The organism is Janthinobacterium paucivorans (genome assembly GCF_051380805.1).
Lineage (GTDB): Bacteria > Pseudomonadota > Gammaproteobacteria > Burkholderiales > Burkholderiaceae_D > Janthinobacterium > Janthinobacterium lividum_D.
This window is the reverse complement of record NZ_JBNYXR010000003.1, coordinates 134036-158248: the sequence shown is the minus strand read 5'-3', so window position 1 is coordinate 158248 and position 24213 is coordinate 134036. Positions and strand designations below refer to the sequence as shown.

11 protein-coding genes are annotated in these 24213 nt (G+C 62.1%); 4 read left to right on the top strand and 7 right to left on the bottom strand.

Going from position 1 to position 24213, the window contains the following annotated elements:
• Positions 1-14: 14 nt before the first annotated feature.
• The 4 genes from ACQ4V8_RS05220 to ACQ4V8_RS05205 all read right to left on the bottom strand — a co-directional run bounded on the left by ACQ4V8_RS05220 (position 15) and on the right by ACQ4V8_RS05205 (position 15704).
• Entirely contained in the window at positions 15-1874 is a 1860-nt protein-coding gene (locus tag ACQ4V8_RS05220; protein ID WP_436571026.1) for a M1 family metallopeptidase, read from the bottom strand.
• 116 nt (positions 1875-1990) lie between these two features.
• Complete coding sequence (locus tag ACQ4V8_RS05215; protein WP_010394343.1) at positions 1991-4387, bottom strand: M1 family metallopeptidase; 2397 nt, start codon at positions 4385-4387, stop codon at positions 1991-1993.
• Between the two features lie 238 nt (positions 4388-4625).
• On the bottom strand, positions 4626-13253 hold the full coding sequence (locus tag ACQ4V8_RS05210; RefSeq protein ID WP_436571081.1) for a glycoside hydrolase family 94 protein: 8628 nt from the start codon (positions 13251-13253) through the stop codon (positions 4626-4628).
• 411 nt (positions 13254-13664) lie between these two features.
• The gene (locus ACQ4V8_RS05205; protein WP_010394340.1) at positions 13665-15704 is read right to left on the bottom strand and encodes an aminotransferase class V-fold PLP-dependent enzyme; all 2040 of its coding nucleotides are present in this window, start codon (positions 15702-15704) and stop codon (positions 13665-13667) included.
• Positions 15705-15857: 153 nt separating this feature from the next.
• On the opposite strand from ACQ4V8_RS05205, the gene ACQ4V8_RS05200 reads away from it, so the two are divergent.
• On the top strand, positions 15858-16355 hold the full coding sequence (locus tag ACQ4V8_RS05200) for an Lrp/AsnC family transcriptional regulator (protein WP_010394338.1): 498 nt from the start codon (positions 15858-15860) through the stop codon (positions 16353-16355).
• A 196-nt stretch (positions 16356-16551) separates the two neighbouring features.
• The gene (locus ACQ4V8_RS05195; RefSeq protein WP_436571025.1) at positions 16552-18558 is read left to right on the top strand and encodes a methyl-accepting chemotaxis protein; all 2007 of its coding nucleotides are present in this window, start codon (positions 16552-16554) and stop codon (positions 18556-18558) included.
• Positions 18559-18564: 6 nt separating this feature from the next.
• On the opposite strand, the gene ACQ4V8_RS05190 is transcribed toward ACQ4V8_RS05195, so the two are convergent.
• A complete protein-coding gene (locus ACQ4V8_RS05190) occupies positions 18565-19071 on the bottom strand; it encodes a thioredoxin family protein (protein ID WP_010394334.1) in 507 nt (168 codons plus the stop codon).
• A gap of 268 nt (positions 19072-19339) precedes the next feature.
• Here ACQ4V8_RS05190 and ACQ4V8_RS05185 point away from each other — a divergent pair, with 268 nt between their 5' ends.
• Positions 19340-20503, top strand: a complete 1164-nt coding sequence (locus tag ACQ4V8_RS05185; protein ID WP_070345923.1) for an HPP family protein — start codon at positions 19340-19342, stop codon at positions 20501-20503.
• A 219-nt stretch (positions 20504-20722) separates the two neighbouring features.
• Positions 20723-22534 (top strand): DUF885 domain-containing protein, encoded by a 1812-nt coding sequence (locus ACQ4V8_RS05180; protein WP_436571024.1) that lies wholly within the window; start codon positions 20723-20725, stop codon positions 22532-22534.
• A gap of 71 nt (positions 22535-22605) precedes the next feature.
• On the opposite strand, the gene ACQ4V8_RS05175 is transcribed toward ACQ4V8_RS05180, so the two are convergent.
• Both ACQ4V8_RS05175 and ACQ4V8_RS05170 read right to left on the bottom strand, forming a co-directional pair.
• On the bottom strand, positions 22606-23448 hold the full coding sequence (locus tag ACQ4V8_RS05175) for an HDOD domain-containing protein (protein WP_010394329.1): 843 nt from the start codon (positions 23446-23448) through the stop codon (positions 22606-22608).
• Between the two features lie 73 nt (positions 23449-23521).
• Positions 23522-24154 (bottom strand): transcriptional regulator, encoded by a 633-nt coding sequence (locus ACQ4V8_RS05170; protein ID WP_070345925.1) that lies wholly within the window; start codon positions 24152-24154, stop codon positions 23522-23524.
• Positions 24155-24213: the final 59 nt, after the last annotated feature.

The window sequence follows — 24213 nt, the reverse complement described above, 5'->3', positions numbered from 1 at the left end:
TGTCCTAAGAAGGTTCAATGTGCTTGCGCGGCCATCAATTTATCGACGCTTTCCTGCGTCACCGGGTGGTAGCGTGCGCGCGCCTGCGCATACACGTCCCTGGCCCAGGCCTGGCCCGGCGGCGTCTTCATCAAGGCACTGTACAGTGGAACGACGAACTTTTGGCGGCCCACGCTCATCAGGAATGCCTGCAGCGGCTCGCGTACATCGTAACCGGCGTTTACGGCAGCGAGGTAAAAGCGGTAAGCCACCTCATTGTTGCCGCTCTTACTCACGCCGTATGCCTGGTCCAGCTCACGCAGCTGCGCGGCGCTGGCCTTGTTGTTGATGTCGTTCAGGAAGTGCATCGATTCGATGGCGATCCACTTGTCCATGCCCAGGTCTTTGGTCGCCAGTTCGCCTTTCAACCAGGCGTCGCGGTGCTGGTCCAGCAGCGCTAAGCGCGGCGAGACGACGCGCTGCGCGCTGGCCGGCACGCCGGTGCCATACAACCATTCTTCGAGTTCCGCTGGCGGCATCACCTCTGGGTGCTGCGCCAGCAGGTTCTTGCGCAGATAGGCGATGAACTGCTCCGTCGTCACGCTCTGGAACGCGTGCTGGTCGAACCAGCCGCGCAGGAAGGGGTCGAACACGGCACGCCCCGCGCGCCGTTCCATGGTCGCCAGGAACCAGGCACCTTTCGGGTAGATGATACCGTCGTCCGTATACGTTTGCGCCGGGTTGACATCGGCATCGCGCGTAATCAGCGCCGTTTTCGCCGCCGGCAATTCCTTGATCGACGCCGCCAGTTCTTCCTGATCGACCTGCACGCCCATCTGCGCTACTTCGCTGCCATACAGCTGCTCGACGATGCGCGTGGTGACGTAAGTGGTGAAACCTTCATTGAGCCACATGTGCTTCCACGACGCGTTGGTGACCAGGTTGCCCGACCACGAGTGGGCCAGTTCATGCGCGATCAGGTCGACCAGGCTGCGGTCGCCGGCGATCATGGTCGGCGTGAGGAAGGTCAGGCGCGGGTTTTCCATGCCGCCGTAGGGGAACGATGGCGGCAGCACGATCATGTCGTAGCGCCCCCAGCCATACGGACCATACAGCGCTTCGGCTGCCTGGATCATCTTTTCCGTGTCGGCCAGCTCGTATTCGGCGGCCTTGATGCGCGGCGGCTCCGCATACACGGCCGAACGGGGACCGAGTTTGCGCACTTCCAGTTCGCCGATGGCAATGGCCAACAGATACGATGGAATCGGCTGTGGCATCCTGAATTTCCAACCGCCCTTGCCGGTCGCCTTGTCGTCATTCTCGGCGCTCATCACGACGCGCATGCCGCGCGGCGCCTCGATGCGCGCGCTATAGGTAAAACGCACGGCTGGCGTATCCTGCGACGGCACCCACGAGCGGGCGTTGATACTTTGCGACTGACTGAACATGAAAGGCAGCTTACCCGACATGGTCTGCTGCGGCGTAAGCCACTGCAGCGCGATGGCGTTGGGGGCCGTGTGATAGTAGACGCGCACTTTGCCTGGCTGGCCCGTGGTGGTGATGCGCAGCGCCTGGCCCTTTTCCGGGTCGGCCTTGTCCAGCTGATACGGCGCCATCTGCCATGCGCCGCGCTTGTCTTGCACCTGCACTTTCGCGATCGACAAATCGCGCGTATCGAGCACCAGAGTGCGTGCCGCCGGGTCGATCCAGTTCAGCGACAGCTCGGCATAGCCGGAGAGGGTCTTTTGCTTGAAATCGGCTTTCAGGTCCAGCTGCAGGTCGCGCGTGCGCACCTGGTCGTAGCGCGCGTAACTGAGGGGATCGGCGTGCGCGGCCAGTGTCAGCTGGCACAGTAGCGCACAGCCCAGGGCGCGCAGGAAGGTCAAAGTTTGCATGGTCGTCTTTTGAATGATTTGCGAAAGCCCCGGTCCGTGTGCGCCGGGGCGTCGCGCAGAATAGCACTTCCGGCGCGGACCGGCAGAAAAAAGCGCCGGACTGTGCCGGCGCTGTTTTACTGTGTCGTTTCTGATCGGGCTTCAGGCTTGGTCTCGGATGCCTTGAGCGGCGTACTCAAATCCTTCATCAGGTTGTTTTTGTCGCGCTCCAGCTTGAACAGCTCCAGGCGCGATGCGGTGATTTTTCGCGGCCAGGCGTTGTTGCTGATATCGATATCGGCCGTTTCCCAGTACGGGTCTTGCACCAATCCCACCATCGGCTCATCCGTGATGATGACCTTGCTGATTTTGTGCGGCGAATAACGCCATACTTCGGCCGGCACGCGCTCGATGATCTTCTTGCCGCTTTCTAGTTCGATTTCCAGGATCAGCGGCATCACCAGGCCGCCAATGTTCGAAAAGTCGACCAGGTACAGATGCTTGCCCAGCTTATGCTGCTCCAGCAATTTTCGCTCCCATGGTTCCAGCGCTTCCTGCTCCTCCGCGTAGCTGTTGCGGTCCTTGTTGCTCACCGTGAAATCGTCGTGCCGGTTATAGAAATCCTTCAGCGTCGGATCCAGCTCAACCTTCTTCGGCAGCGCCTTGTTGCGTTGCTCGGAGATCGAGATGGGCTGCGCCGCCTTCTGCGCCTTCTTCCAGGCTTGCTCGACTTCCGGATTCTTCGTACTCACGCGATATTCGCTGATGCCGTCGATGCTGATGTCAACCGCGTCGGTGGTATAAAACCAGCCGCGCCAGAACCAATCGAGGTCGGTGCCAGAAGCGTCTTCCATGGTGCGGAAAAAATCGGCTGGCGTGGGCCGTTTGAACTTCCAGCGCAAGGCGTATTGCTTGAAGGCGAAGTCGAACAGTTCACGCCCAAGTATCGTCTCGCGCAGGATGTTGAGGGCCGTGGCCGGCTTGTCGTAGGCATTCGCCGTGAACTGCAGCAAGGACTCGGAATTGGTCATGATGGGTACCTGGTTCTGGCTGCGCATGTAATCGACAATCTTGCGCGGCTCGCCATTCCAGGATGGAAAATGCTCTTCCCATGCCTGCTCGGCAAGGTACTGCAGGAAGGAATTGAGGCCCTCGTCCATCCACGTCCACTGGCGCTCGTCGGAGTTGACGATCATGGGGAAATAGTTGTGCCCCACTTCGTGAATGATCACGCCAATCAGGTCGTATTTCGTCGTCTTCGAATACGTCAGCTCGCCCGTCTTCTTGTCCTTCACCGGGCGTCCGCCGTTGAACGAGATCATCGGATACTCCATGCCGCCCACGGCGCCATTGACGGAAATCGCATTCGGATACGGATAATCAAAACTGTACTTGTTGTACTGTTCGATCGCATGCACGACGGCACGCGTGCTGTACTGCTGCCACAGCGGATTGCCCTCGTTCGGATAGTAGGACATCGCCATCACGCGCTTGCCGCCGCTATTCAAGCCCTGCGCATCCCAGATGAACTTGCGGCTCGATGCCCACGCCACGTCGCGCACATTGGCCGCCTTGAAGTGCCAGGTCTTCGTCCCCGCCACGCGGTCCTTTTCCGCCGCCAGCGCCTCAGCAGGCGTGATCACCAGCAGCGGCGTGGCGCTATTTCGCGCCCGTGCCAGACGCTCGCGCTGCACCGCGCTCAGCACACTGGAAGGATTCTGCAATTCCCCCGTGGCCGCCACCACATGGTCAGCCGGCACCGTCAGATACAGCTCATAGTCGCCAAACTCCAGCGTGAATTCACCGGAACCGAGGAACTGCTTGTGCTGCCAGCCGACGGCGTCGTAATACGCAGCCATGCGCGGGAACCACTGCGCAATCTGGAAAATCGTGTTCTTGTCGTCTTCAAAATATTCATAGCCGGAGCGCTCGACCAGTACCTTCTGATCATTGACTCGATAAGACCAATCGATGCCAAAGCTGATGCTCTGGCCGGGCGCCAGCGCCACGGGCAAATCGATGCGCAGCATGGTCTGGTTGACGACATGCGGCAGCGGCTTGCCGTTGGCCGCTTTCACGGCGGTGAGCTTGAAGCCGCCGTCGAATTCGCGGCCCGCGTGGATGGCGCGCAAGTCTTCGAATTTGAGCGCTTCGTCTTCATTGCCGCTGAGCCAGGCCTGGCGCGACGGCGCGCTCAGCACGCGGCGCTGGTCGGCATCCTGGCGCAAGCCATTCTGGTCCAGTTGCAGCCACAAATACGCGAGGCTGTCGGGTGAGCGATTGTGGTAGGTGATCTGTTCACTGGCCGTGATTTCGCGACGCGCTTCGTCCAGGGTGGCGCGAATCACATAGTCGGCGCGTTGCTGCCAATAGGCGTGGCCGGGCGCGCCGGACGCAGTGCGGTAAACGTTGGGCGTGGGCAGCAATTCTTCGAGCTGGCGGAACTTGTCGTCGAAGGGTGCGGCAGCGCATAGGCCGGGCAAGGGGGCAAGCAAGGTCAAACACAAGGCAAGCAAGCGGGCAAGAAGCGGCATGGCGCATTCCCTATAGGAGTCGTGGACAGACTGCATTCTAAGTCGAGTCTGTTTTCAAATCGCCCATTGTTGTGGAAGTTCCACACATACCGTCGCGCCGCAGCGGCACTGGTGCCGCTGCGGGCATTGACGCATGATGCGCCTCGAACATTAGGGAGTAGTCGTCCTGCGGACATGCGCACTGGCGCGGCGCCTCCCAAGGGGCGCCGCGCAGAGCACGACACGTGGCTAGGCTAGGCTAGACCAGCAGTAGTACCGCATACTCGCGGCCCTCGTCACGCAGGGTGATGCTGTTGCCATCGAGCGCCACGCCATCGAGCGCCAGCCCGGCAGGCCGCCCCTGCGCCCGCTCCACCGTGATGGCGTAGCTGCTGCTGCCGAAGCGGTACTGCAGCTTGAAGCCACTCCATTCGGCCGGCAGAGTCGGCGTCACGCGCAGCACGTTCGCTTCACGCGTCAAGCCGAGCAGGGATTCGACGATCAGGCGGTACAGCCAGCCAGACGATCCCGTGTACCAGCTCCAGCCGCCGCGCCCCACGTGTGGCGCCACGGCATACACGTCGGCAGTCACCACATACGGTTCCACCTTGTAGCGCGCCACTGCCTGCGCGTCGACACCGTGGCGCACGGGATTGATCATGCGCAGCAGTTCCCACGCCTTTTCGCCATCACCCATTCGGGCAAAGGCCATCGCCGTCCAGATGGCCGCATGCGTGTACTGGCCGCCGTTCTCGCGCACCCCGGGCACATAACCGCGGATATAGCCGGGATTGAGGTCGGCTTTGTCGAACGGTGGATCGAGCAGCTGGATCACGCCGGAGTCGCGCCGCACCAGCCGCGCATCGACTTGGCGCATGGCACCGGCCACGCGCTCCTTGTTGGCCGCGCCCGACAGCACGCCCCAGCTTTGCGAAATCGAATCGATCTGGCATTCCTCGTTCGTGTGCGATCCCAATGGGGTGCCGTCGTCGAAATACGCGCGCCGGTACCACTCGCCATCCCAGGCATGCTGCTCGACATTGGCCGCCAGCTTGACGGCTTCGTCGCGGCAGAATTGGGCAAACGCCACGTCGCCGCGCAGCACGGCCACCTCGGCGAAGCGCTGCAGCACGTCATACAGGAAGAAGGCTAGCCAGACGCTCTCGCCCTTGCCATGTTCGCCCACCTTGTCCATGCCGTCGTTCCAGTCGCAGGAACCCATCAGCGGCAAGCCGTGCACGCCCAGGCGCAGGCCATGGCGGATGGCGCGCACGCAGTGCTCGTACAGGTCGGCCGACTCGTCCGAACGCAGGGGCTGGTCGTAATACGAGTCCTCTTCCGGCTTGACGGCGCGCCCTTCGATGAAGGGCACCACTTCCGACAGCACGCTGACGTCACCGGTGGCGATCACATAGCGGCAAGCGGCCAGCGGTAGCCACAGGTAATCGTCAGAGCAGTGCGTGCGTACGCCCCGGTCCGATGGCGGATGCCACCAATGCTGTACGTCGCCTTCCACAAACTGGTGCGCCGCGCACAGCAGCAAATGGCCGCGCAACAGTTGCGGCGCTGTGTGGACCATGGCCATCGCATCTTGCAGCTGGTCGCGGAAACCATACGCGCCACCCGACTGGTAATAGCCGCTGCGCGCCCACAAACGGCAGGCGATGGTCTGGTACATCAGCCAGCCATTGGCGATCACATCCAGCGACGGATCGGGCGTTTCGATGCGCACCGCACTCAGTGTGCTCTCCCAGTGCGCGCGCACCGCGTCGAGGGCGGCGCGTGCCGCACCTTTGCCCGCATGGCGCTGCACCATGGTGCTGGCATCGGCATTGCGGCGCCCACCCACGCCCAGGAGGAAGACGATTTCGCGCTCCTGCCCAGGTTGCAGTTCAAACGGCACCTGGATGGCCGCGCACGGGTCCAGCCCGGTACCGGCCTTGCCGGACAGGCGCACGCGCCGCAGCGCTGCCGGCTGCGCCAGGCTGCCGTTGCGGCCGATGAATTCATTGCGGTCGCAGGTGATGGAACGGATGCTGGCGTCCGTATGGAAAAAGCCGACACGGCCTGAAAACTCCGTGTTGTAGTTATTGCGTGCAAACAGCGCGCCGCTGATGCTGTCGACTTCAGTCGCCACATGCATGGCAGACTTGGCGCGCAGGTCAGCCAGCACCCATTCCACGTAGCCCGTGACGGACAGGCGGCGCGCCACGTCGCTATCGTTGCGCACCTTGATGACAGAGTATTTGATGGCTGCATCGAGCGCCACATAAGTGCACAGTTCAGTGGCGATACCACCCTCGCTGTGTTCAAAAATGCTGTAGCCGAAACCGTGACGCGTCACGTAGTCGCCGCTGCCGCGCGCCGGTAGCGCCGATGGCGACCAGAACTGGCCACTGTGCTCGTCGCGCACGTAAAACGCTTCGCCGGACAAGTCGGAAACGGGGTCGTTTTGCCACGGCGTCAAACGAAATTCATGCGCATTCTCGCTCCAGGTGTAGGCCTGGCCGCTTTCGGATACTACCGTGCCAAATTGCGCATTAGCCAGCACGTTCGACCATGGTGCCGGCGTCTGTTTGCCTGCGTCCGTGGTGATCACGTATTCGCGCCCGTCGGGCGTGAATCCGCCCAGGCCATTTTCCAGGATCAACTCGCGCGCCTGCGCCCGGTGCGGCACGCCGCCATGATCGCGCACCGGTTCCTGCAACAGCGGCGGCATGCGCAGCACGGGGCTCGGCGGGCGCTTGATCTGTTCGGCCAGAGTGCCACGCAAGTCGCTAATGATGGCGCGCGCCACCGATTGCAGCAAGATGTAGTCTTCATTGGCAATCTGCTCGGCCAGGCGCACGAAGATGCCGCCTGGACGGTCGATCGCTTGCGCATCGATGCCCGAGGCGATCAAGCCCATGATCTGGTCGTGCAGCAGTTGGCGGTAGCCCGACTGTTCCTCGTACAAAATCACCAGATCCACCACCAGCCCTTTCAGGCGCCAGTAGGCGTGCGCCTGCACCATCTGGCGCGCCAGTTCGATATTGGCAGCGTCGCGTATCTGCAGCAGCACGATGGGCAGGTCGCCCGAGATGGCGTACGCCCACAGGCCAGATTGGCCGCGCTGGTTCTTGATCAGGATGCCGGCCTCGGCGCGCAAGGCCGCATTCGGATAGATCACGGCATTGGCCAGGCGCGCATACAGCTGCGCATCGGCCTCGCTGGCATTCAACTGGCGCAGCACCACCTGGCTGTGCGTCCAGGCCAAGCCGAACACGCGGTCGGCCAGGTGCCGGTCTTGGTATTTGTCGATCAGGTGCAGCGCCGCCTCGCGCTGCTCCACCATGCCGATCACGCTGTCGACCGTCACTGCCTGGTCGGGGGCCAGGATAATGACATAGCGGATGGCCACGATGGGGTCGAGCACGGAACCTTGGCCGCCACCGAGCGGACCACTCTCCTGCAGCGCTTGCGGCAGTTGCGCCGTATTGCCACGGCCGATGAAACGCGCGCGGTCCGTTTCGAACGACACGGTATAGTGCTCGCTATCGTGCACCGTCATCACATGCAGCAGCCACGGCATCTGCTCGTCCTTCGAGCGCGGCCGACGCGTGCACAAAATTGCATTTTCATGCGCGAGGATTTCCGTCTGCACGAACAGCTTGCTGAACGCGGGATGGGCTGCGTCAGCCGCCGCCGGTGCCATCACCACTTCGGCAAAGCTGGTGATCTCGATGCGCCGCTGGCGGTTCGAATTATTGCTGATGCGCGTACGCCGGATTTCGATGTCGTCCTCGGGCGAGACCACGATTTCCGTGTACAAGTCGAGGCCATGGTCGGCACGGCGAAATTCAGCGCGCCCCTCGGAAAATATCACTTCGTATTTATTCGGTTCGGCCAAGGTGGGCTGGTACGTGGTGGACCAGACGGCACCGTCGTCGAGGTCGCGCAGGTAGCAGAAGTTACCCCAGTTGTCGCGCGTGATGTCCTCGCGCCAGCGCGTCACGGACAAGTCCTTCCAGCGGCTGTAGCTTCCGCCCGCATTGCTCACCATGACGTGGTAGCGGCCATTCGACAGCAACTGCGTTTCAGGCACGGCGCTGTTGGCCTGCGTGAGTATGCGCATCGGCATGGCCTGCTCGGAGGCGCCGCTGCGCAGCACCGCCAGTTCGGCCGTATTCGAGTAAAACGCACCTGCCTGCGGCGTACGTTCCTGCAGCACCAACAAGGCCGATTGCAGCAGCGGATCGGACTCGAAGCGGCGCTGCATGGGACGGTCGTGCAACAGGTAGCTGAGGGCCAGGAAACCCATGCCCTGGTGATGCACCATGAACGAGCGGATGACGGCACTGCTCTGCCCTCGCGGCAGGCGCGCGGTAGTAAAGTCGATCGCTTCAAAAAATCCATAGCGGCCCATGTAGCCGGCCGCCTGCATGCGCTGCAGGTTCTGGCACGCCGCTTCCGGCTGCACCATCAGACCCATCATGCTGGCGTACGGCGCCACCACCAAGTCGTCAGCCAGACCACGCTTCAAGCCGAGTCCCGGCACGCCAAAGGCGCGGTACTGGTAATTCAGGCTGGCATCGACCGTGTTGTAACCGGACTCCGAAATTCCCCACGGAACATCGCGCTGGCGCCCGTAGTCGATCTGCGCCTCAATGACGGATTGATAAGTCTGGTCGAGTAGGGTGTTCGGATAATTCGGCATCACCAGCAGCGGCATCAGGTACTCAAACATGGAGCCGCTCCACGACAGCAGCACGGGCTGGCCGGCCACCATGCACAGCTGGCGGCCCAGTGCGAACCAGTGCTCCTGTGGCAGTTGGCCCTGGGCGATGGCAACGAAGCTGGCCAGACGCACTTCGGAAGCGAGCAAGTCGTAGTAGCTGGGGTCCAGGCGCCGTTCGCCGACGTTGTAGCCGATGGCCAGCAATTTGGTCGATGGGTTGTACAGGAACGTGTATTCGATCTGCGCGAAGTCGCGTGCCTGGCCCGCCGCGTGAGCGATGTCGCGCATGCGACAGCCAGCCTGCTCGCGGCCTTGCGCCAGCCATGCTGCCAGTTCGGACGGCGTATCTTGCACCACCTCCAGGTTGGCCAGTTCGCGCAGGGTCGGCACGCGCAGCCATGCCGCATCGATGCCCGTTTGCGCCGCCCACGGCGCCAGTTGCAGCAATTCGGCCAGCGCCACGCGGCACTGTCGCGCCAGCGCGTCGCGCCACATGGCCAGCTCGCCATCCTCGCTGCGCAAGTTCAACGACAGCAGCGCGTCGGCCGCGCCATTGACGGCACTGAGGTAGCTATGCCATTCGGGCAAGCTGGCTGGCACGGCCGGCATCTGCAGCAGCGCCAGCGATGCAAGCACCGCCTGGCCTTCGCCTTCGGCAGCGATGAACTCCTGCAGCACTTGCGCCGTCGTGCGAATGCCATCGACGATCTGTAGTCCCATGATGGGGGCGTCGTACAGTTCCACCAGGCCGGGCTGCAAAGTCAACAGGTGACCGGCCAGATTGCCGCTGTCGACCGTCGAAATATACATGGGCTGCAGGGCCTTGAGCGTTTGTGTGTCGTACCAGTTGTAGAAATGGCCCTGGAAGCGTTCCAGCTCGCCCATGCTGTGCAAGGTGGCGCGGCTGCGCTCGATCAACTGGCCCATGGTGAGATAGCCGAAGTCATAGGCCGTCAGGTTGGCCAGCAGCGCCAGGCCGATATTCGTGGGCGAGGTGCGGTGCGCCACCGCCAGGTTCGGATGCTCCTGCATGTTGTCGGGTGGCAGCCAATGATCGTCGGGGCCGACGAAGGTCTCGAAATACGCCCAGGTCTTGCGCGCCACGCCATGCAGGAAACGCCCCTGCTCGGGCGACAGGCGGGCCACGGCCCGTTCGATGGGGCGACTGATCCACCAGGCTATGGCGGGCGCGGCCAGCCATAGCAGCAGCACCACGGCGGCGGCCGGCAACGCTGCCGGGCGCCAGTGCAGCAAGGCGGCAAAGGTGGCCAGCGCCAGCGCCGGTGAGCACCACATGGCGCGCCAGCTGTCGGCCTGCGCGCCGGAAGACGCATGCAGGTTCGAGGCCCGCCAGTCGAGCAAATGCTTGTGTGACACGCCCAGGCGCCACAAGGTGCGCACGATGGCGTCCAGGCTGATCCACGCCTCATAGGGCAGGAAAACGAGAGTCAGCATGGCATGCGAAAACTGCACGCCGCAGCGCCGCTCGAACGCGGCCAGATGCTGGCGCCACAGGGTGTCGCGCGGCTTGCGCAACAGGTCGTACAAGGCCGAGAAGACGGGCGGCAGGAAGATGATGGCAAGCACCGCCGCGCTCCAGAAGGCCACGTGCGGCAAAAATCCCCACACCAGCAGCAGCGACACGGTGGTAGCGGGCGCCACGACGCTGCGGCGCAGATTGTCGAACAGCTTCCAGCGCGACAGCATCGACAGAGGATTACGTTCGCGCTTGCCGGCGCGGCCCGGCACGCGCCCCAACAGCCAGCCTATCAGTTGCCAGTCGCCGCGTATCCAGCGCTGGCGGCGACTCACGTCCGCATCATAGCGGGCAGGATATTGCTCATACAATTGCGAGTCGCTGAGCAGGCCGGCGCGCAGATAGCAACCTTCCAATAAATCATGACTGAGGATTTTATTGTCGGGCAGGCGCTGGCCCAGCACGCGCTCGAACATGTCGAGATCGTAGATGCCCTTGCCGATGAAGGAGCCTTCATAAAACACATCCTGGTACAGGTCGGAGACGGTGCGCGTATAGGGGTCGATGCCCGGTTCCCCACCGCACAGCAGCTCATAGCGTGAAGCATTCGCGCTCGGCAGCACTACGGCAACACGCGGCTGCAAGATGCCGTAGCCGGCGATCACACGCGTACCGGCTGCATCGAGCACGGGGCGGTTCAGCGGGTGCATCATGGTGGCGATGAATTCGCGCGCCGCGTCGCGCGGCAGTTGCGTATCGGTGTCGAGCGTGATCACATATCTGATGCTGTGCAGGCCGCCCAATTCGCCTTCCACCAGCGAGAATTTGTCGCGCGCGCCGCCGCGCAGAAAGGCGTGCAGGTCGGACAATTTACCGCGCTTGCGCTCCTGCCCCATCCACGCATTCTGCTGCGAATTCCACAGGCGCGGACGGTGCAGCAACAGGAACGGTCCCACCTGTCCCAGCGCTTCGCGTTCGCTCGGGTCGGCGTTTTCCTTGAACTCGCTGCCCGCCACGCGGTACTTGTCGTTCAAGCCGCGGATGGTCTCCTGCGCCTGGCGTAGCAAGGCATCATCGCCGGGCATCGTTTGCGCGGACGCGTCGACAAAATCGGTCAGCAGGCAAAAACGCAAGTTCGGATCGCGGTTGGCCAGGTAACGCACTTCCAGCGCCTCGCACAAGGCGGCCACGTTTTCCTCGCTGTAGATCAGGGTCGGCACCACCACGATGCCACGCCCGTCCGGCGGAATGCCGGCCTGGTAATCCATGCGCGGCAGCGGATGCGGCGACGTCATCAGGGTCGCCAGCCAATTCACCACGGCCACGGACAGCTGGCTGCTGCCCAGCAGCGCCAGCGCACCCAGCGCGACCAGCGGCCAGCCCTGCACGCCATGGCGCACGGCGCGCTCAAGCAGCAATGCGCTCGTCGCCAGGCTCAGGAAGCAGATTGCGCCCAGGTAGACGGCCAGCGGCGCAGCGCGCGCCGTGTGCTGCAGCGCCACGATGAAGGGCAGCTTTGCACCGGCCTGCTTTTCCAGTACCAGCACGCCGCGCCCTACCAAATAAAAACCGATGTGGCCGCGACGCGCATCATTGCCATTGCCATGCGTGTGCGCCAGTTGCAGCACCATCTCGGCGACTTCCACTTCGCTGCGCGCGCTGCACTTGGCGATGCGCTCGATCACGTGCCGATAGCTGTCGCGCGTGGCGAAGTCCATCAGGCCATACGTGCCGGCCGGGTCCAGCCGCAAGGTCTGCTCGACCACGCTCATGGTCTCGACAAATTCCTGCCAATCCATGCTGCCCAGAAAACGCAGGCTGCCGATGCTGTTGGCGATCGACACCTGGTCGGCTGCCTGCTGTCCGATTTCAGCCTGGATCTGCTGCTCGATGGTAAGGCCCGACTCGGCCAGCTTGTGCGTCAGCCACGACAGCGCCAGGCTCAGCGACGAACTTTGTCCCTGCAGCCGGCGTGACAATTCGGCCACAAAGGCGCTGCTCATCGGCGGATTCGAGCGCGCCATGTCGGCCACCAACAGTATCAAGCCGCTGGGATTGCGCTCGGCGATGTCTGTCATCTGGTCGGCCCACATATTGGCCAGGTCGCGCTGCAGGCGGTCGTCGGCCACGCGCACGGCGACGCGGCGCAAGTTTTCGATCAGGGCCAGGCGCAGCATGATGGGCACCGCCCATAGTTCACCCAGGGTGAGCGTTGCCACATCCTGGTAAGCGTCGATGAAATGGCGCAGGTTTTCCAGGTCGACCCGGCCGTCGCCATGCGAGATGATTTCCAGCGCGATTTTATACATACGCGGACAGCCCGCATCCACGCCGGAGGTCAGCCGTGGCAATTCCTTGCTGTAGTTCTTCGGCAAGTGGCGCCGCGTGGTGCGGATCTGCTCCTCGATCAGGTAAAAATTATCCAGCAGCCACTCCGAGGCCGGCGTGACCTGGCGCCCGCTCTTGACGGTGGCGGTCAGTTCGTTGACGGTGGCCGTGATCAGCGCCGCATTGTCAGCCAGGCGCGCCAGCAGGCGGTCGCGGCCATGCTGCCGTCCCACCGCGTGGCCGGCAGCGACATGTTTGCCATGGGCGGCCATCTGCATGGCGCTGAACAATTCGGAGCGCAGGGGCAAGGCATCGTCGCGCGCGGCGTCGAAACTGTCCGGTGCATGGGGACGGTCGCGGAAGATTGCCTTGCATTTCGAAAGCCCTTCCTTGATCTGCTGCGTGACTACTGCGGTGTACTTTTTCAACTTGGCCTCGCTAGGTGCGCGCTTGCAGCCAGCGCCAGACGGCCGGCGTCACGCTGGCCGAGTCTGGAAGAACACAATCGGACACTGGCGAAGACGGCAGACGAAGCGCCGGAGCGTTGCGACGAATCTCAGGGTATCGGGAGATTTTCTGAACTTCATCGTAGGTGCGCCCCGCGCGCAAGACCGTGCGCTAGCGTACGTAGCCAAGGTTTTAGGGGTGTGTGATTAAAGAAAACAGCGAGCGGCAGCTCAGAAAAATGCTGGAAGGAAATGAAGCGCGAAAATGAATTGAAACACCGTGCCATTGGCGACACGGTGTTTCATTCCATGGGAGAAACTTCAGCCCCGTCAGGCTGCCATCGCCAGCGGATGACGCGTCGTTTCCGCCATCGCCATGCCACCGTTGAGTTGCCAGGCCGCAGCATGGCCCAGGCGGCGCAGGCAGGCGGCGGCGCGCGCGCTGCGGTTGCCACTACGGCAGAAAAAAATCAGGGGGCGCTGTGGTTGCTGCAGCCAGGCCGCCACCTGCCCTGCCAGGCGGCTCAGCGGTACGCTGTGCACGGCGCAGCCCTCGAACACCGTGCCGACGCAGGCCGCATGTTCATACGCTTCGCGCACGTCAACGAGGATGGCGTCGCGATGCTGGCGCAAGAAGGCCGGCAACGTGGCCGCATCGAGCTGCAGCTCGGCCGTGGACGCTGCGATTATGCGTGTGGCACGCACGCTGCTGCAGATGGCGCCGTCGTCGCGTGCGCCGCACAGCACCGTGTCGGGCGTCATCCGCGCCGCATCCAGCAAGGGCGCCAGCGCCTCGGGTGCGAGGCTGCCGATGAAGGCAAAACGCTGCCCCAGCAGGTACACATGGGTTGCGCCGCACTCGATCCGGCAAAGACGCTGCCGGCCCAGTTCCAGCTCACCGTCGATATCGATGCGGCCCACCTGTTCGATGGCGAGCTCCTGTAGCAGCGCCAGGCGCGCCGCGCCATGATCGGTCGGCGCCGTCGTGTGCACGATGGCGCGCAAGGCCAGGTGCTGGCGGCGGATGAACGCGGCCAGGCGCGGCACGAGCGCCGCGGCGGGGTCGATGACGACGCAACTGGCGCTGTCAGCGTCGCTGAGCAGCCAGGTGCACTGACCATCCACATTCAGCTGGATTATGCCGTCCTGCGCGCCGTCCTGCTGCGATGGCGTCAGCGCCGACGGCAGCAAACAGCTGCTGCGCAGCGCTTCACCGCAGCGTGTAATGCGCGCGCAAGCGGCGGCCACCGTCGCCGCATCGATCAGGGGGCCGAACGACAGGCGGATAGCCGAGCTGGCACGCCATTGCGGCACATGCATCGCTTCCAATACATAGCTGGGCAAGGCCTTGGCGGCGGAACAGGCGCTGCCCGAGCTGACGCGCACACGCGCCGCATCGAACAGGTCCAGCAATTCCTTCGAAGACAGGCCAGGCACCGAGAAATTGAGCGTGGTCGGCAGCGACAACTGGAACGGCATATTGAAAACGATGCCTGGGAAAGCCTGTTCCAGGCTGGCCACCAGTTGCGCGCGGAAAGCGGCCAGTTCCGTATGGCTGCAGAAGGTCTTGTCATCGTCCAGCGCGGCCAGCACGGCGCCCAAGGCGGCGATGCCGGCCATGTTCTCCGTGCCCGAACGCAGCCCTGCTTCCTGGCCGCCACCCATCATCAATGGTGTAAATGGGGCGCCGGCGCGCACATACAGCATGCCGATGCCCTTGGGCGCATACAGCTTGTGACCGGAGAACGGCGCGTAATCGATGCGCGTGGCGGCCAGGTTCAGTTTCAGCTTGCCCAGCGCCTGCACGCAATCGACCATCCAGTAAACGTCCGCGCCGCGTTCCTGCAGCAGTTGCGCGATGGCGGACAAATCGCTGATGACGCCCGTTTCATTATTGGCCGCCATGGTGCACAGCATGGCGGCGTCGCCGATCAGTGCGTCGAGTGCCTGCAGATCGTGGCGCCCCTGTGCATCGACGGGCAGCTTGCGTACTTCCAGGTCCAGGCCCAGCAGGCGGTTCCAGTGCGCCAGGCTTTCCGGCACAGCCTTGTGCTCGGTCGCGCCATACAGCAGCAGGCTCCCGATGCGCTTGCCCTGTGCGCGCCGCTCGCGCAACGCACACAGGGCCGACAGCACGGCCGTCTGGATGCCTTCGGTAGCGCCGCTATTGAACATCAGACGGCCGTCGCCCACGCCCAGCAGGCCGCTGGCGCGCTGGCGTACCCCATCGAGCATGGCCTTGGCCTGCAATCCCGTGGCATGGGTGCTGCTGGGATTGCCATAGCCCAGCTCCATCGCTTGCCGGGCGGCGGCAATGGCGGCGGGCAGAACGCAGGTAGTGGCATTGCTGTCGAGGTAGATTTCTTTCATGATGGCAGTCCGAGTATTGTATAAAAAGAGCGCAGCGCAAGCGGCTGTAACGTTTGAATAGTCTAGCTGCATGCCACCGTAAAGATATGCCAAAAGACACTACAACTACGCTAATATGCAGCATATTCATACTCTAAAAGATAAAATAAGCAAATGAATTCACCAAATACTTCGCTAGACAAATTCGACTGCGCCATTCTGGCGGCCCTGCAGCAGGACGGCACCCTGTCGATCGCCGCCCTCAGCGAAAAGATCGGTCTATCCAATACGCCTTGCTGGAAGCGCGTCAAGCGCCTGGAAGAAGACGGCTATATCGAGAGTCGCGTGGCCATCGTCAACCGACAAAAAGTGGGTTTGCCAGTGACCGTCTTCGTCAGCGTGCGCACGGGGCAGCACGATGAAAAATGGCTGCGGCGCTTCGCCGCCGCCGTCATTGTCTTGCCAGAGGTACAGGAATTTCACCGGATGAGCGGCGACATCGACTACTTGCTGAAAGTGGTCACCACCGACATCAAGGGTTACGATACTTTCTATAAAAAGCTCATCAAGGCGGCGCAACTGACAGGCGTTTCATCCGCCTTTTCCATGGAGCAAATCAAGTGCAGCACGGAACTGCCATTGGAATTGATCGCCCACGGCTTGACTACCTGAACGTTTTTCGAGCCGGCGCCGATGTACATGAAAATTACACATGTTGACGTACGGAAATCGTTGCCTAAAAGCAACACATTTCATTAAATACGACATACACCGACTATATACCTCCCATCCGTCGCTATACTGCGCACTTGCCTGTGTATTTCTGACAACCCATGCCAGTCGCGCGGGCCCATACCTAGGGTCTCCCATGCATCTGCTTCGCTATCTCTCCATCCAGAAAAAACTGATGTTCAGCATGGGCTTATGCCTGCTGCTTTTCATGGCAATTTCATCGTTCCTCAGCGTGCGCATGAGCAGTGACTATGTACGCGAGCGTGTCGTCGGACAGGAGTTGCCAGCGCAAGTGGGCGAGATCCGCAATGACGTGCTGCGCCAGATCAGCCAGCCGCTGTCGGTGGTGCAAACGATGGCCAATGATGTCTTCCTGCAAGATTGGGAAGACGCGAACCTGGCGGAAAGCGGCTGGCCCACTTTCCAGCGCTACGCCAAGATGCTCAAGGAAAAAAACAAGGCGGCCATCGTCAGCTGGAGTTCGCAAACTGCGTCCAGGCACATGACCGATGCGGGTCTGATCCGCACACTGGACAAGCAAAATCCAGCCGATCATTGGTTCTTCAGCATGCTCGACGAAAATAAACAGTACGCGATCAATCTGGACCGCGATCCAACCTCGGGTAGTTTCATGCTGTTTCTGAATGCGCGCAGCCAGACGGCCGGCGGCAAAGCCAGCATTGCGGGCATGGGCTTGAGCGTCAATGCCATGGCCGACACCATCCGCAGTTACAAGGTCGGCCAGACCGGCCATGTCTACCTGCTGCGCGCCGACGGCACCTTCTTGATCCACCACGACACGGCCATGGCCGACGGCAAGCATCAACTCAAGGATATGCCGGGCTTTAGCGATACCCTGAGCAAGAGCCTACTGACGGGTAAAAAATACACGTACGCCATCTACGATGCGCCTGCAGGACGCCAGTTCGTCGCCGCCTCCTTCGTGCCCGAACTCAACCTGTATGTGATGGCAGAGGTGCCGGAAACGGAAGTGCTGGGCAATGTGACACGTTCGGCCCTGATCGCCGCCTTGATCGCCGGCCTGGTCGGTGGCGGTATCGCCCTTTGCATTATTTATGTCATCAGCCGCGCCATCGCCGCGCCCGTCGCACGCGCGGCCGACATGCTCAGCGAGATCGCCAGCGGGAACGGCGACCTGAGCCGCCGCATGCCGGTCGAATCAGAAGACGAAGTCGGTGCACTGGCTGCCGCCTTCAACCGTTTCATCGCGTCGCTGAACGTGACGATACGCGAAGTTCGCGACAGTACCACGGCCATTGCCAGCGCATCGAGCCAGATCGCCTCGGGCAACCTGGACCTGTCGGCGCGCACGGAAACCCAGGCGTCGAGCCTGGAAGAGACGGCGGCGGCCATGGAAGAGCTGACGTCCACCGTGAAACAGAACGCGGATAACGCGCGCCAGGCCAACCAGTTGGTGGTATCGGCTTCGAGCCATGCCGTCAAGGGTGGTGACGTCGTGGGTCAAGTGGTGCAGACGATGGGCGCGATTACGGAAAGTTCGCGCAAGATCGCCGACATTATCGGCGTGATCGATGGCATTGCCTTTCAAACCAATATCCTCGCCCTGAACGCGGCAGTCGAGGCGGCTCGCGCGGGCGAACAGGGTCGCGGCTTTGCCGTGGTGGCGACAGAAGTGCGCAATCTGGCGCAACGCTCGGCAGCGGCGGCCAAGGAAATCAAGGACTTGATCGTCGACTCGGGCAGCAAGGTAGAAGCCGGCAGCAAGCTGGTCGACTCCGCCGGCGCCACCATGCAAGACATCGTCGTGTCGGTACAGCGAGTCGCCGACCTGATGGGAGAGATCGCTTCGGCCAGCCAGGAGCAAAGCCAGGGCATCGCGCAAGTCAATGCCACCGTCACGCAGATGGATGACGCCACCCAGCAAAATGCAGCCCTGGTAGAACAAGCCGCCGCCGCCGCCCAATCCTTGCAAGATCAGGCTGGCAAGCTGGCACAGGTGGTGAGCGTCTTCAAACTCGAAGAAAGCGCGCATGCGGCGCCGTCGCAGCAACCGGCCCACAAGCCCGCGCCGTCCAAGCCGCCCCGTCCGGCAATACTCAAAACGGCGATCCCGGCCGCAAGCCAGAAAGCGCCGGCCAGCGATGCGTGGGAAGAGTTTTAAAAGCGATTACATCGCTGGCGCTTTGACGCTCGCCGCTTGCTTGAAGAAATCATAAATGCCGCTCTCGCTCATGCGGCGCGCATTGGCCAGTTCGCCGCCCTTGGTGGCGTACAGCACCGAGTTATTGTCGCTCGATACGATCACGGCCGCGGGAATGCCTTTCTTGAGCGGATTGCCATAGGCCTGCGCCACGTCCTGGTTATGGTCGAAGTTGCCCACATCGACCTTGACGACCTTGAAATGCTGTTGCATCAACTCGGCGTTTTTGCCTTCCTTCAACGCTTTGTCGAGCGCGCGGCAATCCTCGCACCAGTTGGCGCCAAAGATCAGCAAGACGGGTACCTGGGCCGCCTTGGCTTCGGCCAGCGCGCGGGCCACGTCGGCCTTGGCGTCAGCCGCCGCGTTATACGGTAAATGCGGCGTGGCGACAGGGTTAGCCGATATCGGGGCGGGGGCGGCGGCAATGGCGGTGCCGGCCAGCAGCAGGCTGGCCAGAAGAAGGGAAAAGCGCATGCAGGCTCCTGGGAGAAATCGTGAAACCAGCTGGACAGCTGCCAGCTGGTGTGATTGTCTAGAATAAGCCGGCCTGAGCGAAAGATCCACACTTTAATTGCACTGTGCTTATGCGAAAAACGTCTATGCGCCCCCAGGAAGGAACCGCCTGAGCGTGCCAGACACCCTCCGGCGCGGCGCAGTGCGTCTCCCGGCCGGCAGCGAAATGGAACGCATGGGATAATGTCGGGCTAACACTGAGCAACGCGGCCCGAACGCGTCCTCCTTTATGACGACTTCTTTCCTGGCACGCTGGCTGCCGCAACCGAACAACGGCAGCCGCCGAGAGCAATTGCGCGCCTGCGCGGGCGCCATCTGCGGCTTGCTGCTGACCGGACTCATCTGCCACTTCCTGCTGGCCCCCGATAGCGCCAGTGTCTACCTGATCGCGCCCATGGGCGCCTCGGCCGTTCTGCTGTTCTGCCTGCCGGCCAGCCCGCTGGCGCAACCATGGTCCGTGGTGGGCGGCAATGTGGTGTCCGGCCTGGTGGGCATGGCTTGCGTCAAATGGCTGGGGTCCGGCGTGAGCGTGGCGGCGCTGGGCGCCTGCCTGGCCATCGGCGCCATGTTCGCCATGCGCTGCCTGCATCCGCCGGGCGGCGCCGTGGCCTTGACCACCGTGATCGGCGGCGCCAGCGTGCATGCGGCCGGCTTTGAATTCGTCTTCATTACCGTGCTGTTCAATTCAGTCGTGCTGGTCGCCTGCGCCGTGCTGTACAACAACCTGACGGGGCGTCGCTACCCGCATATCGCGCCACTGCTCGCACCACATCCGCACGCCACCAACGATGCTGTGCCCAGCAAGCGCCTGGGCTTTTCGCCGGACGACCTCGATGCCGTCCTGCGCCAGCACAGCGAAGTACTCGACATCAGCCGCGACGATTTGCAGGCCATCTTCCTGCAAACTGAAATGCGCGCTTACCAGCGCCGCTTTGGCGTCGTCACTTGCGCCGACATCATGTCGAAGGACGTGCTCAGCGTGGAATTTGGCACGCCGCTCGATGTTGCCTGGCGCACCATGCGCAGCCACCAGGTGGGTGCCTTGCCCGTCGTCAACCGGGCGCGCAGGGTCATCGGCATCATCACGCAAACGGATTTCCTGTGCCATGGCGGGCTCGACGATTACCAGGGCGTGCGCCAGCGTCTGCGCGACCTGCTGCAACGCAGCGGCCTGTCCCACAGCGACAAGCCGGAGGCGGTGGGACAGTTGATGACGGCGTCGCCACACACGGCCCGCCTGGACACGCCCATCATCGATCTGCTGCCACTGATGGCCGACGCCGGCTATCAGCATATTCCCATCCTCGACGCAACAGAGCGCCTGGCCGGCATCATCAGCCAATCCGACCTGATGGCTGCCCTGTACCAAAGCCGCTTTGCCGAGGCGGCGTGACGCCCTGCCAGGCACGCCTGCATCGCATCGACCAGCAAGCATTGGCAAGCGATGAAAGCGGCCGTCTCACCTAAGGCGAAATAGCAACATTCCTCCATACAATTTGCCCAAACGCACTGGGCGATGGCGTATGCTTACGCCCCGACTGTTCCTTCGCGAGCGGCCACCCCGACCTCGCTACGCCCCCGTTCATTCCCCTCCTTACAAAGGACATCGCGCATGAAGCATCGTATTGCCGCCGGCACCCTCGGCACCTTGGCCGTCTCCCTGTTACTCGCCTATGCGCCCTTGGCGCAAGCGGCCCAGCCCGCAGCTAACACCGTGGCCGTCAGTACGCCGCAAGCGAAGCAGCGATTGCAGATCGTCGCTGATCAATACTACGATGCCCTGGCCCGTTTCGAGCCTATCAACGCCACCGAAAGCGGCGACAACCGTTTTGATGATCAGCTCGGTTCTGCCATCGTTCCCGCCGCGCGCGTAAAACAGTTCGCCCTGTACCGCCAGTACCAGAAGACCCTGCGCAGCATTGCACGCGCGCAGCTGTCGCCCCAGGACCAGATCAACTACGACATTCTCGACTATGAACTGGCCACGGCACTACGCTTCGAGCGCTTCCCCGAATACCTGCTGCCACTGAACCAAATGGACAGCATGCCCGTCACGCTGGCAAATTATGCGGGCGGCGAGGCATCGCAGCCTTTGACGACGCGCAAAGAATATGACGCATACCTAAGCCGTATCGGCCAATTGCCAGGCTGGATAGACCAGGCCATCGCCAACATGAAAGTCGGCATGCAAAAGGGCATTGTGCTGCCGAAGGCGCTGACGGAGTCGGCCCTGCCACAATTCAAGAAACTCGTCAGCGCCACGCCGCAGGACAGCGTCTATTACACGCCCATCAAGAACTTACCTGCCAGCTTTTCGGAGCTGGACAAGGCACGCCTGACGCAACAGTACACTGCCACCATCGAAGACAAGCTGATGCCGGCGCTACAGCGTCTGTCCACCTTCATGGAACAGCACTACCTGCCGGCCAGCCGTACGAATAGCGGCTGGAGCGCCCTGCCTGATGGCGCTGCCTGGTACCAGGCGCGCGTAGCCAGCAGCACCACCACGGACCTGAAGCCGGAGCAAATCCACGCCATCGGCTTGAAGGAAGTGGCGCGCATCCAGGAGCAGTATGCGATCGTGGGCCCGAAGATGGGCTACAACGGCCGCGCCGCCGGCTTGCCCGTCTGGGTCTCGGAACAGGCGAAATACCGTCCGTTCAAGACGGAGCAGGAAGTGCTCGATGTCTACCGCAAGCTGAACGTGCTGCTCGATAGCAAGTTGCCTGCGCTATTTACCCTGGTGCCGAAAGCCCCGCTGGACTTGCGTCTGGAGCCTGAACTGAGCCGCGACACGGCCGCCGACCACTACACGGCGCCCGCAGCCGACGGTTCGCGCCCAGGCGTGTTCTGGTCCGTCGTCACCGATCCCACACTCTATGGCGATACGGGCATGACCACCTTGTTCTTGCACGAAGGCAAGCCGGGCCACCATTTCCACTTGGCGCTGGTGCAAGAGATGGACGTGCCGAATTTCCGCCGTTTCGGCGGCAACAATGCCTACACGGAAGGCTGGGCCCTGTACGCGGAAACCTTGGGCAAGGAAATGGGCCTGTTCGAGGACCCGGCGCAGTATTTCGGTCACTTGAACGACGAGATGCTGCGCGCCGTGCGCCTGGTGGTCGACACGGGCTTGCACACCAAGGGCTGGACGCGCGAGCAGACGATCCAGTATATGCGCGACACCCTCGGCTATGACGCCGTGGCGAAAAGCGAAACGGAACGCTACATGGCCTGGCCGGGCCAGGCGCTGGGCTACAAGATCGGCGCGCTGAAGATCGTCGAACTGCGCCAGCGCGCGCAGCAGGCGCTAGGCGAGAAGTTCAGCCTGCCGAAATTTCATGAAGTCGTACTCAGCGACGGAACCCTGCCCTTGAAACTGCTGGAAGCCAAAGTCGACCGGTGGATCGCGCAGCAGAAGTAAGACGCAGCGCCTGAAGGCAAAACGGCAGCTCCTGAACGGGCTGCCGTTTTTTTCGCCGCCAGCATGTTCAGCTACACCAGCAGCGCCGCACTCATCGAACGCACTTCCTCGGCCGATTCAGCGAGTATGCTTTGCAAGGTTTCATTATCGACAATGAAATCGATGACGGAATCTGAAGGCGTGAGCATTTCCACATACGTCGCCTGCAACGGCGACGGCACGGGCGACAGTTGCTTGGCCAACAATAAGGTGTCGAGCAGGGAATCGGGCGGGATCGACAGCAAGCCATCGTGCAAGCCTTCGATGGCGGCACTCACGGCAAGCGGGATCAGCAGCTTCTTCATGACTTCACGGACAATGATTTCTTCGGCGGACTCCATCCAGTGATCGCCATCGTCGTCGAGCAGGCCAGGAAATTCATCGGCACGCGACAACAAATAAAAGCCGCCCACCTCATGCACGATGCCGGCGAACAACGCCGTGTCAGCATCGACGTGCGTCACGCGGCGTGCAATCACGTGCGCCAGCGCAGCCACGTGCGCCGTGTGCTCCCACAGCTGTGTCGCCTTCTGGCGCAGGACGGGATCGATGATCTTACTGCCGAACTGGCGCACCACCATGGCCGCCACCAGCGCATACAAATTACGGTAACCCATGCGCATGACGGCGGCGCGCACGCTGGTCACGGGCCCCCCATCGCTGCGGCTATACACGGCCGAGTTGGCCAGCGCGACCGTGCGCGCCGCCAGCAAGGGCTCGCCCAGTACCAGCTTGATTGCATGGTCGATATGGCAATCTGCTTCGGCCAAGGCCAATTGCAATTGCAAGGCGGAATTAACACTCGTGGGGAAGCTTAATTCTCCGCGCGCTGCCTGGGAAACAATCAAACCGAAAGCCTGCAATTTATTCAACATACGATCAATCCGCCTCAGGTATTTTTCCAAGCAATAATTACATGAATCAGAAATTGAATGTCAGATCTGGTCTTTAAAAAATAGATGGCATGCCATTCGCTTGCGCGGCAGAATCCGGCAATGCCAGAGCATGCAATAGCGATGCATCGCCGATGACAAACAATTTAGGCTGCTGTAATACCTGCAACAGAAATGGCTGGCCTTCACGCAGACGCCGGCGATAATCGGCCAGCGTGTATAAGTTAGGATTGATTTTACGCCGCAAGGTTCGCTCAGCCGGCGCCAATCGCGTCAAGAGATCGCCATAATTGGCTTCTTCGCCCACCAGCAGCAAGTCAATGGCGCTACCGGGCAGGTCCTGGCCCTTCGCCGTGGCGCCAGAAACGAATGCCAAATGCAACTGGGCACGCAAAGGCGCCAGACTCGTGCTGAGCACGCCGACGATGCCGAAGGTTTTCTGCACCAGTGCGCTCAACTCGGGATACACGAGGCTTTCTTTGTTAGGCCAGAAGCGCCGCACATTGCCGATCCGCTCGGACGTGATCAAGCCGGACTCATGCAGGCGCCGCAGTTCACGCTGCGCCGAGGCGCTGCCCAGCCCGGTCAAACGCATGATCTCATTCAAATGAAAACCTTCGTTGACACGGACAAACAGCAAGCCCAGCAGCTTCTGCTGGGCTGGAGTAAACAGGGCTTGGGCAATCATGCGCCAAATATTAGCATGAATGAACTGGAAACTGGCGTGATGAGGGAAATAGTGCATGA

Coding starts and splice junctions, on each gene's coding strand:
- ACQ4V8_RS05220 (WP_436571026.1), bottom strand. CDS start 1,874: ATGCAAACTTTGACCTTCCTGCGCGCCCTGGGCTGTGCGCTACTGTGC.
- ACQ4V8_RS05215 (WP_010394343.1), bottom strand. CDS start 4,387: ATGCCGCTTCTTGCCCGCTTGCTTGCCTTGTGTTTGACCTTGCTTGCC.
- ACQ4V8_RS05205 (WP_010394340.1), bottom strand. CDS start 15,704: ATGAAAGAAATCTACCTCGACAGCAATGCCACTACCTGCGTTCTGCCC.
- ACQ4V8_RS05200 (WP_010394338.1), top strand. CDS start 15,858: ATGAATTCACCAAATACTTCGCTAGACAAATTCGACTGCGCCATTCTG.
- ACQ4V8_RS05195 (WP_436571025.1), top strand. CDS start 16,552: ATGCATCTGCTTCGCTATCTCTCCATCCAGAAAAAACTGATGTTCAGC.
- ACQ4V8_RS05190 (WP_010394334.1), bottom strand. CDS start 19,071: ATGCGCTTTTCCCTTCTTCTGGCCAGCCTGCTGCTGGCCGGCACCGCC.
- ACQ4V8_RS05185 (WP_070345923.1), top strand. CDS start 19,340: ATGACGACTTCTTTCCTGGCACGCTGGCTGCCGCAACCGAACAACGGC.
- ACQ4V8_RS05180 (WP_436571024.1), top strand. CDS start 20,723: ATGAAGCATCGTATTGCCGCCGGCACCCTCGGCACCTTGGCCGTCTCC.
- ACQ4V8_RS05175 (WP_010394329.1), bottom strand. CDS start 23,448: ATGTTGAATAAATTGCAGGCTTTCGGTTTGATTGTTTCCCAGGCAGCG.
- ACQ4V8_RS05170 (WP_070345925.1), bottom strand. CDS start 24,154: ATGATTGCCCAAGCCCTGTTTACTCCAGCCCAGCAGAAGCTGCTGGGC.